Here is a 13,259-nt window from a genome sequence, read left to right as displayed (position 1 = left end):
ACCCTGCGACGGCCCCGGACGGGAGGAGAATAGGTTTCCATGCGCGAAGTCTGGCCGGGAGAGCCGTATCCGCTGGGTGGGACCTGGGACGGTGTGGGCACCAGTTTCTCCGTGTTCTCCGAGGTCGCCGAGCGGGTCGAACTCTGCCTGTTCAGTGAGGACGGCCGGGAGGAACGGATCGACCTGCCCGAGGTGGACGGGTTCGTCTGGCACGGCTACCTTCCCGGGATCATGCCGGGCCAGCGGTACGGCTACCGCGTGTACGGTCCCTACGACCCCTCCCACGGGCACCGCTGCAACCCCGCCAAGCTGCTCCTCGACCCCTACGCCAAGGCGATCGAGGGCGACCTGGTCTGGGACGAGTCGCTGTTCTCCTACCGGTTCACCGATCCGGGCGCGCGCAACAGGGGCGACAGCGCGCCGTTCATGCCGAAGAACGTGGTGATCAATCCGTTCTTCGACTGGGGCGCCGACCGGGCGCCGCGCACGCCGTACCACCAGACCGTGATCTACGAGGCGCACGTGCGCGGGCTCACCATGCGCCACCCCGCGGTGCCCGAGGAGCAGCGCGGCACCTACGCCGGGCTGGGCCACCCGGCGGTCATCGAGCATCTGCTGGGCCTGGGCGTGACGGCGGTGGAGCTGATGCCGGTGCACCAGTTCGTGCCCGAGCACGCCATGGTCGCCCGGGGGCTGACGAACTACTGGGGCTACAACACCATCGCCTACCTGGCCCCGCACAACGCCTACTCCTCCAGCGGGCAGCGCGGCGGGCAGGTGCTGGAGTTCAAGGCCATGGTCAAGGCCCTGCACGAGGCGAACATCGAGGTCATCCTCGATGTGGTCTACAACCACACCGCCGAGGGCGACCACATGGGTCCCACGCTGGGCTTCCGGGGCATCGACAACGCCGCCTACTACCGGCTGCACGACGGCGACCGGCGTTACTACCTCGACTACACCGGCTGCGGCAACTCCCTCAACGTGCGCTCCCCGCACGCGCTCCAGCTCATCATGGACTCGCTGCGCTACTGGGTGCTGGAGATGCACGTGGACGGCTTCCGCTTCGACCTGGCCTCCGCGCTCGCCCGCGAGCTGCACGACGTCGACCGGCTGAGCGCGTTCTTCGACCTGATCCAGCAGGACCCGGTGATCTCCCAGGTGAAGCTGATCGCCGAGCCGTGGGACGTGGGCCCCGGCGGCTACCAGGTCGGCAACTTCCCGCCGCTGTGGACCGAGTGGAACGGCAAGTACCGCGACACGGTCCGCGACTTCTGGCGGGGCAGCGGCTCGGCGCTGCCGGAGTTCGCCTCCCGGCTGACCGGCTCGGCCGACCTGTACGCCACCTCCGGGCGCCGCCCGGTCGCCTCGATCAACTTCGTCACCTGCCACGACGGGTTCACCCTGAACGACCTGGTCTCCTACGACCGCAAGCACAACGAGGCCAACGGCGAGAACAACCGGGACGGCACCGACGACAACCGCTCGTGGAACTGCGGTGCCGAGGGCCCGGTGGAGGATCCCGGCATCGTACGGCTCCGCCGCCGGCAGCGGCGCAACTTCCTGACCACCCTGTTCCTCTCCCAGGGCGTGCCGATGTTCCCGGCGGGCGACGAGTTCGGCCGGACCCAGGGCGGCAACAACAACGCCTACTGCCAGGACAACGAGGTCTCCTGGATCGACTGGTCGCTGGTGCGCACCGAGAAGGAGCTGCTGGAGTTCGTCAGGACCCTGTCGGCGCTCCGGCGCCAGCACCCGGTCTTCCAGCGGCGCCGGTTCTTCCACGGGCGCAGGTCCGACGACGGCACCCGGGACATCGTCTGGCTCACCCCGTCGGGCGGGGAGATGTCGGCGGCCGACTGGCACACCGGGTACGCCAAGTCGCTGGCCGTCTTCCTGAACGGCCAGGCCATCACCGAACCGGGCCCGCGCGGTGAGCGGATCGTGGACGACTCGTTCCTGTTGCTGATCAACGCCCACCACGAGGACATGACCTTCGTCCTGCCCGAGGCGCGGTACGGCGCGACGTGGCGGACGGTGCTGGACACCGCCGACGACATCCCCCGGGAGGACCCCTTCCCCGACGAGTTCTGGCCGCCGGAGTCCGTGATCGCGGTGACTGCCCGCTCCATGCAGGTCCTCTGCTGCTCCCGGGACTAACCCGCCGGGCGCAGGGCGAGGCCGATCGGCCCGGCGACGCTCGCGTGGAGCAGGTACCTCTCGACGGCGTGCGGTTCCGGGCCGTTGTCGACCTCGACCTCCCGCAGCGGGGTGCCCCAGTCCCTCGCCAGCGGATGGCCGAGCGCGACGACGTCGTTGACGTCGTAGGCCGTCACCCAGTCCACCCCCGGGTTGCGGGCGCCCTTCGACAGGAGGTTGCGCTGGATGGTGGGCAGTCCCAGGGGGGAGCCGGCCGTCACCCACAGCACCACCCTGTGCCGGAGACCGGCGTCCTCCAGCAGGTCCCTGGCGACCACGGTGCCGAGGCTGTGGGACACGATCACGATCTCGCCGGAGGCGGGCGTCCCCGCCCGGACCTCGTCCAGAACCGCTTGCCTGCCGTGACTCAGGTAGACCGCCACATCCTGCAGGAACGCCTTGATGATCTCCCGGTCCACCCGGGTGCTGCGGGACAGCCAGGTGAGCGCGTTGCGGGCGGGCCGCCACGACAGGACGTCGTCGAGCCCTTCGAGTTCGTCCTGCGGCGGGGCGCCGCCCGCGACGGCCATCTCCAGGACCAGCCGCCGTTCGATCTCCCCCGCCTCCCGGGTGAGGTACGGGTGGAACGGGGCCTCCTCGGGATCGCTCCCGATCATGGTCTCCAGTTCGATCGGCTGTCCGAGCTTCGCCGTCTCGCCGGTGACCCGGTGGAGCACGTTGCCGTAGTACGGCAGGACCGCCGCGGTCCGGCCCGTGTCGGGAAATCCGGCCGCGACCAGTCCCGCCGCCAGGGCGGCGCGCCACTCGCCCAGCAGGGCGTCCGGGTCCCGGCCCTCCTGCCCGCGCCCGTGGATGAACACCATCGTGGTCATGTGCTGCCCCCTTCTCGCCCCGTCTCCGGGACGGCCCCCACCAGGCGGTCTACCACCCTCGCGGCCTCCGCATGCTTGAGCGGGGCGATACGGCTAGGCGTCGGTGGCGACGGCCGCGGTCAGCAGGACCAGCACGAACGTCGTCACCCCGGCCAGGCCGTGCAGCAGCACGGCGACCATCGGGAAGCCCCTCTCGGCGCCGCGGGCGTGGCGCCCGCCGCCCAGCCAGCGGGTGAACATGACGAAGCCCAGCAGCGCCGCCACCGCCAGCACGCCGAACGAGAGCCAGGCGAAGACCTTCTCCAGGGTGAGCACGTAGGCGATCCAGGATCCCAGCGCGGAGACCGCCAGGATCGGGTGCGCGAAGATCAGCGCGGTGGGGAAACGGGTGACCTTCGCCGCCTGTTGCCGCAGGCCGCCGCCGGACAACCACAGATAGAGCAGGTAGACGCCGACCATCGCGGTGATCAACCACGTCACGATCGTGATCAGCCCCACACGGTCCTCCTTGATCTCTTATGGCGAATCATGTAACGGGAGTCGGCTGAAGTCACCGTTGGACGTCGAATCCGTTATGGGAGGGATGCCGGATCCGGTGGAACCGGCGTTGTGACAGGGTTGGAGCATGCGCCTCATCCATCCGGTGACCGCCGGCGAGCCCGCCCCCGATCCCGACCTCGCCCGCCTGTACACCTACCCCGAGGGCCCGTGCCTGCGGGTCAACATGGTGGCCAGCGCCGACGGCGGGACCTGGCTGGACGGCCTGTCGGGCGGATTGTCCGGCAGGGGCGACAAGCGGATCTTCGGGGTGCTCCGGGGCCTGGCCGACGTGGTCGTGGCGGGGGCGGCGACCGTCCGCGCCGAGGGGTACGGCCCGGCGCGGCCCCGGGAGTCGTGGCGGGGGCTGCGCGAGGGCCGTCCGGCCGCCCCGCCGGTGGCCGTGGTCACCCGGGGCCTGGAGCTGGACCTGTCCTCCCCGCTGTTCACCGAGGCGGAGCCGGACGCGCGCACGATCGTCGTCACCTGCGGGGCCGCGCCCGCGGAGCGGCGGGCGGAGGTCGCCCGGCACGCCGATGTGATCGTGGCCGGGGACGACCGGGTGGACCTGGCGGCGGCGGTCAGGCAGCTGGCCGATCGGGGGCTGGGACGGGTGCTGTGCGAGGGCGGGGCCACGCTCAACGGGCAGCTCGCGGCGGCCGGGCTGGTCGACGAGCTCTGCCTGACGGTCAGCCCGATGCTGGTCGGCGGGACCTCCTCGCGGATCCTCGACGGTCCCGGGGCGCTCTCCCGCCTCCGGCTCGCGCACGTCATCGAGGAGCAGGGCTTCCTGTTCACCAGATACGTCCGGGAACCTCACTGACGAAAGATCCGGATCGGTGGACAGAAACCGGGTAGAAGCGATATATCTCGACCATGACGTCATCCTCCTCCCCCGGTGACGAGCTGCGCGCAACGGTCGCAGCCCGTCGCGACCTCGGTCCCGAGTTCGAGGACTCCCTGGTCGAGAGCTTCCTGGAGAAAGTGGACCTGGAGATCGACCGCCGGGTCGACCAGCGCATCGAGGCCCAGTCCCGCAAGCTGACCCCTGCCGTCAACCCCACGGTGGCCGCCGGGCAGCGGCTCGCCCTGGCGATCGTCTCCATCGTGCTGGGCGTGGCGGCGACGATCGCCCTCCCCCTGGTCGCGATGGAGGCCTCCTATCTGCTCCTGTTCGTCTGGGGCGGCATCGCCGGGGTGAACATCGCCTTCTCCAGAAGCGGCCGGGAGCGGTAGGAGTCCGCCTTCCCCTCCCACATCAAGCAAGCGTACGCTTGGTCACGTTTCCGTACGGCTGACGCGGGAGTTGAAGCGTGAACGAGTACCGCAACCTGATCGGCGGGCGGCTGGTGCCCGCCGCCGACGGCCGCACCCTGGACTCGGTCAACCCGGCCACCGGGGAGGTGTGGGCCAGGATCCCCGCCGGAGGCAAGGCCGACGCCGACGCGGCCGTGGCGGCGGCCCGGGAGGCGTTCCCGATGTGGTCGGGCATGCCCGCGCTCGGCCGGGCGCGCTTCCTGCGCCAGGTCGCCGAGGTCTTCACCCGGCACGCCGAGGAACTCGCCAGGATCGAGACCACCGACAACGGGCGCATCCTGCGCGACACCCTGAAGAAGGACCTGCCCGGCATGGCCCACCTGTGGCAGATCGCCGCCGGTCAGGCTCTGGACGCGGTCAAGGGCGACACGGTGATCCTCGGGCCGGACAGCCTGGGCCTGACCCGGCGGGAGCCGTACGGCGTGGCGGTGTGCATCATCCCGTGGAACTCCCCGGTCTCCACCTTCTCCGCCAAGGCCGCCTACGCGCTCGCGGCGGGCAACACCGTCATCGTCAAGCCGGCCGAGCAGGCCAGCGCCTCCGTCCTGCGCCTGGGCGAACTCCTGGTCGAGGCGTTCCCGCCCGGCGTGCTCAACATCGTCAGCGGCCTGGGCGAGGACGTGGGCGACCCGCTGGTCCGGCACCGGGGGGTGAACAAGGTCAGCCTCACCGGCTCCACCCAGACCGGCCAGGCCATCACCCGGGCCAGCGCCGACGCCCTCAAGCCGCTCACCTTCGAGCTGGGCGGCAAGTCCCCGAACATCGTCTTCGCCGACGCCGACCTCGACGCCGCAGCCCGGGGCGTGACGGTCGACTCGGTCTACACCGGCAACGCCGGACAGGTCTGCGTGGCCGGGTCCCGCATCCTGATCCACCGCCCGGTCTGGGACGAGATGATCGAGCGGATCACCGCCATCGCCTCCCACGTCACGCTGGCCGACCCGCTCGACATGGCGACCACGATGGGGCCGATCGTCTCCGCGGGGCAGTACGAACGGGTCACCTCCTACCTGGAGATCGCCGAGAAGGAGGGCGCCGAAATGGTGTTCGGCGGCCGGACCGGGGCCGAGGTGGTGCCGTCGCTGCCCGGCGGCTACTGGGTGGCCCCGACGCTGTTCACCACCTCCGACAACTCCCTGCGGATCTGCCAGGAGGAGATCTTCGGCCCGGTGGCCGTGGCGATCCCGTTCGACACCGACGAGGAGGCGCTGGCGATCGCCAACGACTCCGCCTACGGCCTGGCGGCGGGCGTGTGGACACGCGATCTGGGCCGCGCCCACCGGTTCGTCCGCGACCTGCAGAGCGGGACGGTCTGGGTGAACACCTTCCGGCAGATGCCGCCGGGGCTGCCGTTCGGCGGGATCAAGGACTCCGGGTACGGGCACGACGCGGTGCTGGAGTACACGCGCGAGAAGGCCGCGATCATCCAGACCTGAGCCCTGCCGCCCGAGCCCGGGCGCCTGAGATCGGGTCCCGCGGGACTGGGGATCGCGGGACTGGGGATCGCGGGACCCGGCCCCGCGGGATCGGAGCCGAAGTCCGGGGACCCGCGGGCCTTACGGTGAACCGAATATGGTTCTAGAGTCGGCCCATGGGCATCGGGATCACTGAGGAACACCGGGCGCTGGCCGACTCCGTCCGCGGCTTCGCCGCGCGGCACATCGCACCGCGCGGCATGGAGCACGAGCCCTTCCGCGCCGCGCTGGCCGCGCAGGGGCTGTTCGGGTTGCACCTGCCCGAGGAGTACGGCGGGCAGGGCGGCGGCCTGATGGAGCTGGCCGTGGCGCTGGAGGCGCTCGGCGAGCGCTGCGCGCCGGGCTCCTTCCTCCCCACGGTCCTGGCCTCCGCGGTCATCTCCCGCGCCGGATCCGCGCACGGCCTGCTCCCGGCCCTGGCCCGCGGCGAGCTGGCCGCCGCCGTCGTCGTGCCCGCAGGCTCCCGCGCCGCCCGTCCCACCCCGCCGGACGAGCGCGCCGGGGTCTCCGTGACCGCGCTGGGCTCCCCCGGCGCGGACCTCTTCGTCCTGCCGCTCTCCGACGGCCGGTGGGCCGCCCTGGACCGCGCGGACTGCGCCACCGCGCCGCTGGAGGGGATCGACCTGACCCGGCCGCTGGCGTCGGTCTCGGCGCGCGCCGTACCGGACGACCGGGTGCTGGACGGGGTCACCATCGCCCTGGTGACCGGCCTGGCCGCCGTCCTGCTCGGCGCGGAGGCGTGCGGCGTGGCCGCCTGGGCGGTGCGCACCGCCGCGGACCACGCCAGGGTCCGCGAGCAGTTCGGCCGCCCGATCGGCCAGTTCCAGGGCGTCAAGCACCGGTGCGCCGCCATGCTGGTCGCGCTCGAACAGGCCCGCGCCGCCGTGTGGGACGCCGCCCGCGCCCTCGACGGGCGGGACGCCTCAGCGGGGAGTCCTCCGGCCGCGGCGCCTCCGGGCGGGGATTCCTCCACCGTCACGGCCCCCGGCGGGCGGCCGGAGGACGACGCCCTCCTGGCGGTCGCCGTGGCCGGGGTGCTGGCGCCGGACGCCGCCGTCCGGTGCGCGGCGGACGCCATCCAGGTCCTGGGCGGGATCGGCTACACCTACGAGCACGACGCCCATCTCTACTACCGCCGCGCGCTGTCCCTGCGGGCGCTGGGCGGCAAGCCCGGCGACTGGGCCGGGCGGGTGACCGGCCTGGCCTGCGAGGGGGTCCGCAGGGACATGGAGCCGGACCTGCCGCGGGAGGCCGGGGCGTTCCGGGAGGAGGTCCGGGCCGCCGTCGCGTCGCTGGCCGCCGAGGAGCCGCTCACCCGGCCGGCCCGGCTGGCCGCCGAGGGCTGGATCATGCCGTACCTGCCGGAGCCGTGGGGCCGCGCCGCCTCCCCGCTGGAGCAGGTCGTCATCCACCAGGAGTTCCGCGCCGCGGGCGTCAAACGGCCCAACCTGGGCATCGCCGCCTGGGCCGTGCCGTCGATCGTCCGGTACGGCACGCGGGAGCAGCAGGAGCGATTCCTGCCGGAGACCTTCACCGGCGGGATCGTCTGGTGCCAGCTGTTCAGCGAGCCCGGCGCCGGGTCCGACCTCGCGTCCCTGTCCACCAGGGCCGTCCGGGTCGAGGGCGGCTGGTCGCTGAGCGGCCAGAAGATCTGGACCTCCCTGGCCCAGTACGCGCACTGGGGCATCTGCCTGGCCAGGACCGATCCCGACGCCCCCAAGCACGAGGGCATCACGTACTTCCTGGTCGACATGTCCTCCCCCGGGGTCACCGTCCGCCCGCTGAAGGAGATCAACGGGGACGAGATCTTCAACGAGGTCTTCCTCGACGACGTCTTCGTCCCCGACGACCTGGTGGTCGGGGAGGTCGACCGCGGCTGGAAGGTCGCCCGCGACACCCTCTCCCACGAGCGCGTCGCCCTCGGCGACTCCTGGGGGCCGGGCTCCCGGCACACCGACATGGTCACGCTGATCGGCAGGCTCGGCGGCCCGGAGGCGCTGCGCCCCGCGGAGGTGGAGCAGGCCGGGCGCATGTGGGCCGAGGGGCAGGCCATCTCGGCCCTGGGCCTGCGGGTCACGCTCTCCCAGCTGTCCGGCGGCGACCCCGGGACCGCCTCCAGCGTCCGCAAGCTCCTCGGCATGCGCCACTCCCAGGCGATCTCGGAGTTCTGCTGGTCGCTGGAGCCCGCCTCGCGGTACTGGAACCGGATGATCCTCACCACCCGCGCCTTCACCATCGGCGGCGGCACCACCGAGGTCCAGCTCAACATCATCGCCGAACGCGCCCTCGGCCTGCCGAGGGATCCCTGAGCCTCCCCGGCCGAGGGCGCGACGGCTGCCGGCGGCCTCAGAACGGCGTGAGCGTGATCCCCGCGGACCTCGGCGAGCCGTCGTGGACGAGGGACTCGAAGTGGCCGACGTCGTCGAAGGCGAACCCGTAGGCCTTGCCGTCCACCGAGTGGGCGTGCAGCTTCCCGGAGTAGTGGTCGGTGACGGCCCGCTTGTAGAACTGGCCGGGATCCGTGGTGGGCTGGGTGTGCAGGTAGCCGAGCGTGGACCGGTGCAGCGCCGCGCAGAGCGTGCGGGCGATCGGCCCGACCACGGAGTCGTTGGGCGCGTGGAGCCTGCCGTCGCAGCCGAAGACGTCCTTGGTCGAGGGCCGGGGGAAGGAGGCCACCCTGGCGCCCGAGCCGTCGGTGAAGTGCATCACGCCGGAGGCGTCGGTACGGCCGAGGAACTTCTTGCCGGGCTCGTTCTCGAACGGCACGACGGTCAGCGTCCTGCTCCGGTAGGTCTCCCAGGCGGAGCGGATGTAGCCGTCCAGGTAGGTGGCGCCGAACAGGCCGGTGTCGATGCCCTTGTGCGGGGAGAGCACCCGCAGCCGCATCCCGTCGGCACGGCGGTGGATCAGCTTGGCCCAGTCTCCGGGCTGGTTCCCCAGCGCGTCGAAGATGCGCTCACGGCCGTTCGCCACCAGGTCCCCGGTCCGTTCGCGGACGCCGTCGGCACCGGTCACCTCGACCGCCTGCGGGACGCTGAACATGTCCACCATCGAGGTGTTGAGCCACAGGCCGCCGCCGTTGTAGGTGAACTCGGTCCAGTCGAACAGGATGTCACGGTTGGCGTCGCCCGGCGCCCACGGGGCCGGCTGCACGAACCCGTCGGGGGTGAGGAAGAACGTGAGCTTCGCGCCGAAGGAGACGTAGACCCGGCCGGACATGCCGAGCGGGAGCCTGAGCGTCTTGGCCGCTCCCCGGTCCGGGCCGGGGATCGCGGCGTCCGGGGCGGGGCTGGGCGGGATCGACCCGGCCGGCCACGGAGTGAACGCGCCGCTCGCGTTCGCGTACCCGAGCCTGCCGGTGGCGAGATCCGTGCCGAGCACGTAGACGTAGGTCCGCTCTCCGCGGCCGGAACGGTTCGTGACGGTCAGCGGCAGCAGGCTCGGCGGCGCGGCCTGCGCCGCCGTTCCCGCCGTCGTCGTTCCCGATGCGGCCGTCGCCGGGGCCGGGGCGGCGGCCAGGAGGGCGGGCACGGCCAGGGCCACAGCGGCGAGCCGGTGGAGTGTCTTGCGGGGGGCGGGCATCGGCGGCTCCTCGATCGGTTGTCGGCGCGGGCAGCCTAGTGAGAGCGCTCTCCGAAGAGATACCCCATTAAGAAACATTTAAGTCGTATCTAAGAGAGCGCTCTCGCAGCCATGCGCCGAGCTTCCGGGCCGGTCTCACCCGGGCGGGTGGTAGGCCCGCACCAGGTGCGCGTAGACGATCGTGTTGCCCTTGTAGCTGTGCGCCGTACGGTCGAAGACGCCGTCGCAGGTGACGAGCCGGAGGCCGGGATAGTCCACGTCCCCGTAGACGCGGGCCGTGGGGAAGTCCTTCTTGGCGACGTGCTCGCGCTTGTCCACCACGAAGACCGCCACGGAGCCGTCGGAGCGCATGACCTGGATCTGGTCGCCACGTCTGACCCTGTCGAGCCGGGCGAAGACCGCGGGGCCGGTGCTGGTGTCGAGGTGCCCGGTGATGACGGCGGGACCGCGCTGGCCCGGGGCGGGGCCGTGGCGGTACCAGCCGGCGATGTTGGCCGGGGCCAGGGGCGGGTTCTCGATGGCGCCCCGGGAGTCGAGACCGAGCTGCATCAGCGGGGCGGCCACGCCGATCCTGGGAATGTAGACCGCCTGGGGGACGGACCTGTTCATCGGCCGGGCGAACGTGCGGAGCAGGACGTCGGCGGGCTCGGTCAGGACGGGCGGGCGGCGCGGGACGTTGGTCGGCACCGGCGAGCGCGCCGCCGCCGGGCCGGAGCTCCCATCGAAGATCATGCCGCTGATGCCGACCCAGATCAGCAGGACCCCGGCCAGGGTGGCCACGGCCGCCCCGCCGAGAGCGAGGCGCTGGATCCGGGAGGGGCTCAGGGGCACCGGCTACGCTTCACCCGTCCGGCGGCGCCGCACGGCGAAACCGGCAAGCCCCGCGCCGACCAGCAGGGCCGCGCCCCCCACGGCGAAGGGCCAGGCGGCGGGGTCGGCGGCGAGGCCGCCGGCCCCGGTCTGCGGGGCTCCGGCCGGAACCTTCCGCTTCCCGGCGTCGGCCGGTCCCCACGGGCCGGCGGGCAGGGAGGCCGGACCGCTGGAGACCGTCTCGCCCGGAGCCGCCGACCAGCTCTCGCCCGAGCCGGACCTGCCCGGCAGCGGGATGCTCGCGAAGCTCTCGTCGGCGGAGGGTTCCGGCCAGGAGCTGTCGGAGTCCGGGGAGTCCGGCTCTCCGGAGAACGTCTCACCCGGCGACGAGGGGCCCTCGCCCACAAAGGAGGGGTTGTCGACCGGGTCGCCGTCGGCCCACGGGTCGTCGTCCACCCCGCCGTCGGGCTCCGGGGGGTCGTCCGGCGTGAAGTCTCCCGAGGAGGACTCGCACGGCAACAGGTCTTCGCACGTGGCCGCGGCGGCGGGCCCGCCCGGCCGGGACGCCTGGGCGGTGGCCGTGCCGATCCCGGCCGCCGTGCTGACGCCCCCGACCACGAACGCCGTCACCGCACCCGCCGCCGCGAGACGGCGCGCTCCTGTGATAGCCACAGCTCTGCTCCCGGTGCCGATGGTCTCCCTGTGCCCCGATTCACGGCAGAGCTTCGCTATTATTGGACCTAGAGTCAAGTAATGTGATCGAAGCGTAACCCGTCACTTACCAGCCGGTCCCGCCCGGGGGTCGGTCCGTCCCGGAGTCACCGCGGAGGCGGGACCGGGCTCTCGACGGGACGGACCTCGCGACCATCCTCGCTCCCCGTCGCCGGGCGCTGGCGCGCCACCCGGCCGGCGGCTTCCCGGCCGTCCCCATCTCTCCCGGGCGGCCGGACGGATGATCTCATCCCCTATCTGGAAGGCGGAAACCCTCCACGTCAACAAAGACGCTAAATCGGGCACGAAGGGATGCTTCAGCTCCAAGATTTTTTTCCCGGTCCAGACCGTCGCGTAGAGTGCGGGACATGGAAAAGGTGGTCAAGAGCGACGCCGAATGGCGCGCCCAGCTCTCTCCCGAGGAGTTCCGGGTGCTCCGCCAGGCGGGCACCGAGCGGCCCTTCACGGGGGAGTACGTCGACACCAAGACCGTGGGCGTCTACCACTGCCGCGCCTGCGGCGCCGAACTGTTCCGCTCCGAGACCAAGTTCGACAGCCACTGCGGCTGGCCCAGCTTCTACGAACCGTCCGATTCGGACGCCGTCACCCTGATCGAGGACCGCTCGCTCGGAATGGTCCGCGTCGAGGTCCGCTGCGCGCGATGCGACTCCCACCTCGGCCACGTGTTCCACGGCGAGGGCTATGCCACCCCCACCGACGACCGCTACTGCATCAACTCGGTCTCACTCCGGCTGGAGCAGACCGGCTGACGCCATGATGCGAGCGGCGCCCACGCTCCGGCCCCGCACCGCTCGCAGGCGGCACCTCGACATGACCGCAGCGGGAGGGACGCGCCCATCACGCGCGAGTAAAGTCCCTCACGTACAGCACGCGGCCACATTCGCAGCGTGATCTTTCAGGTGAGGAGTCCCCGTGCACCTCCGGCACCGATGGGAGATCATCGAGACCATCGGCAGGGTGATCACTCAGCGCTGCACGGTCTGCGGCAAGACCCGCGTCCGGGTGAAGTGACCCCCGGCGCCCGCCCTCCGAGCCCGGGGCGGGCGGTCCCCGGGATCCGTCACCCTCCGGGCTCAGGGTGGGTGACCCGGCAGTTGGAGTCGCCCGGGCCCAGCACGTTGGCCAGGACGGGGTTGCCGTTCTCGCCGAACTCCGCCTGAACGAAGATCACCGGGTCCGCCACGCCGCGCTCCTCGAGATACTCCAGTCCCGTCTCGCACAGCTCCAGGGCCTGCCGGGAGTTGTCCGCCGACTCCGGCAGATCCGTATATATCCGGAGATATCCACCGACCGTACGGATGTCCTTCACCCGCTTGGCCGCCTCGCTCCGCTGGAAGTAGGCCACGGCCTCCGCGTCGGTGTGCCTGGACGGCCCCTCCGCCCTGGTCTCCCGTTCCCGCTGGCCGCGCTCCTTCTCCTCCGCCCCGGAGCCCTTGGAAATCTTCCCGGGGTCCTTCCCCACGCCCTTCGCCGAGCCGGAGTCCTGCTTGCCCGGCGCGCCGGAATCCCCGGAGCCGCCGGACGCGCCCGGGCCGGTGCCGCCCGCCGAGGGCGCCCCTCCCGGCGGCGCGGACGGCGTCCTGCGCTCCGCGGACTCCCCCGAGAGCATCGCCCCGCCCGGAGCCGCCGGGCCCGTCCCCGTCACGACGCCCGCCCGGGGACCGCTCTCCGCCGTGGCGCCCACCCCCGGATCCGCCCGCAGGAGCGTCGCGCCGACGACGAGCCCGATGACGGCAGCCGCCGCGGCCCCGACGGAGACCTCCATGACCCGGGT

12 protein-coding genes are annotated in these 13,259 nt (G+C 72.2%); 6 read left to right on the top strand and 6 right to left on the bottom strand.

From position 1 onward, the window contains the following. Positions 1–39: 39 nt before the first annotated feature. Positions 40–2,160, top strand: a complete 2,121-nt coding sequence (gene glgX, locus IEZ08_RS04295) for a glycogen debranching protein GlgX (protein WP_068924828.1) — start codon at positions 40–42, stop codon at positions 2,158–2,160. On the opposite strand, the gene IEZ08_RS04290 is transcribed toward glgX, so the two are convergent. Continuing rightward, positions 2,157–3,032 carry a lipase family protein gene (locus IEZ08_RS04290; protein WP_189241706.1) on the bottom strand — a complete coding sequence of 292 codons (876 nt, stop codon included), beginning with the start codon at positions 3,030–3,032 and terminating at the stop codon, positions 2,157–2,159. The two genes, glgX and IEZ08_RS04290, sit on opposite strands and share 4 nt — an antisense overlap. 93 nt (positions 3,033–3,125) lie before the next feature. Next, positions 3,126–3,530: a hypothetical protein gene (locus IEZ08_RS04285; protein WP_068924831.1), complete on the bottom strand. Its 405-nt coding sequence runs from the start codon at positions 3,528–3,530 to the stop codon at positions 3,126–3,128. A gap of 127 nt (positions 3,531–3,657) precedes the next feature. Between IEZ08_RS04285 and IEZ08_RS04280 the strand changes: the two genes are divergently transcribed. The 4 genes from IEZ08_RS04280 to IEZ08_RS04265 all read left to right on the top strand — a co-directional run bounded on the left by IEZ08_RS04280 (position 3,658) and on the right by IEZ08_RS04265 (position 8,670). Continuing rightward, positions 3,658–4,392 carry a pyrimidine reductase family protein gene (locus IEZ08_RS04280; protein ID WP_189241705.1) on the top strand — a complete coding sequence of 245 codons (735 nt, stop codon included), beginning with the start codon at positions 3,658–3,660 and terminating at the stop codon, positions 4,390–4,392. 53 nt (positions 4,393–4,445) lie between these two features. Further along, positions 4,446–4,805, top strand: coding sequence for a hypothetical protein (locus tag IEZ08_RS04275; protein ID WP_068924835.1), 360 nt, complete (start codon positions 4,446–4,448; stop codon positions 4,803–4,805). A gap of 77 nt (positions 4,806–4,882) precedes the next feature. After that, positions 4,883–6,322, top strand: coding sequence for an aldehyde dehydrogenase family protein (locus IEZ08_RS04270; protein WP_068924837.1), 1,440 nt, complete (start codon positions 4,883–4,885; stop codon positions 6,320–6,322). 155 nt (positions 6,323–6,477) lie between these two features. Then, on the top strand, positions 6,478–8,670 hold the full coding sequence (locus IEZ08_RS04265; protein ID WP_068924839.1) for an acyl-CoA dehydrogenase family protein: 2,193 nt from the start codon (positions 6,478–6,480) through the stop codon (positions 8,668–8,670). Between the two features lie 37 nt (positions 8,671–8,707). On the opposite strand, the gene IEZ08_RS04260 is transcribed toward IEZ08_RS04265, so the two are convergent. From IEZ08_RS04260 to IEZ08_RS04250, 3 genes are all read right to left on the bottom strand, one after another. Continuing rightward, positions 8,708–9,943, bottom strand: a complete 1,236-nt coding sequence (locus tag IEZ08_RS04260) for a beta-1,3-glucanase family protein (RefSeq protein WP_068924841.1) — start codon at positions 9,941–9,943, stop codon at positions 8,708–8,710. Positions 9,944–10,078: 135 nt separating this feature from the next. Then, entirely contained in the window at positions 10,079–10,774 is a 696-nt protein-coding gene (locus IEZ08_RS04255) for a class F sortase (protein WP_084780404.1), read from the bottom strand. A gap of 3 nt (positions 10,775–10,777) precedes the next feature. Further along, the gene (locus tag IEZ08_RS04250; RefSeq protein WP_141704150.1) at positions 10,778–11,425 is read right to left on the bottom strand and encodes a hypothetical protein; all 648 of its coding nucleotides are present in this window, start codon (positions 11,423–11,425) and stop codon (positions 10,778–10,780) included. A gap of 407 nt (positions 11,426–11,832) precedes the next feature. Between IEZ08_RS04250 and msrB the strand changes: the two genes are divergently transcribed. Continuing rightward, complete coding sequence (msrB, locus tag IEZ08_RS04245; protein ID WP_068924845.1) at positions 11,833–12,234, top strand: peptide-methionine (R)-S-oxide reductase MsrB; 402 nt, start codon at positions 11,833–11,835, stop codon at positions 12,232–12,234. Positions 12,235–12,545: 311 nt separating this feature from the next. On the opposite strand, the gene IEZ08_RS04240 is transcribed toward msrB, so the two are convergent. After that, positions 12,546–13,250 carry a hypothetical protein gene (locus tag IEZ08_RS04240; RefSeq protein ID WP_068924847.1) on the bottom strand — a complete coding sequence of 235 codons (705 nt, stop codon included), beginning with the start codon at positions 13,248–13,250 and terminating at the stop codon, positions 12,546–12,548. Between the last annotated feature and the right edge of the window lie 9 nt (positions 13,251–13,259).

The sequence above is a fragment of the Planobispora rosea genome (assembly GCF_014648175.1).
GTDB lineage: Bacteria > Actinomycetota > Actinomycetes > Streptosporangiales > Streptosporangiaceae > Planobispora > Planobispora rosea.
This window is presented reverse-complemented; position numbering and strand designations above follow the sequence as displayed.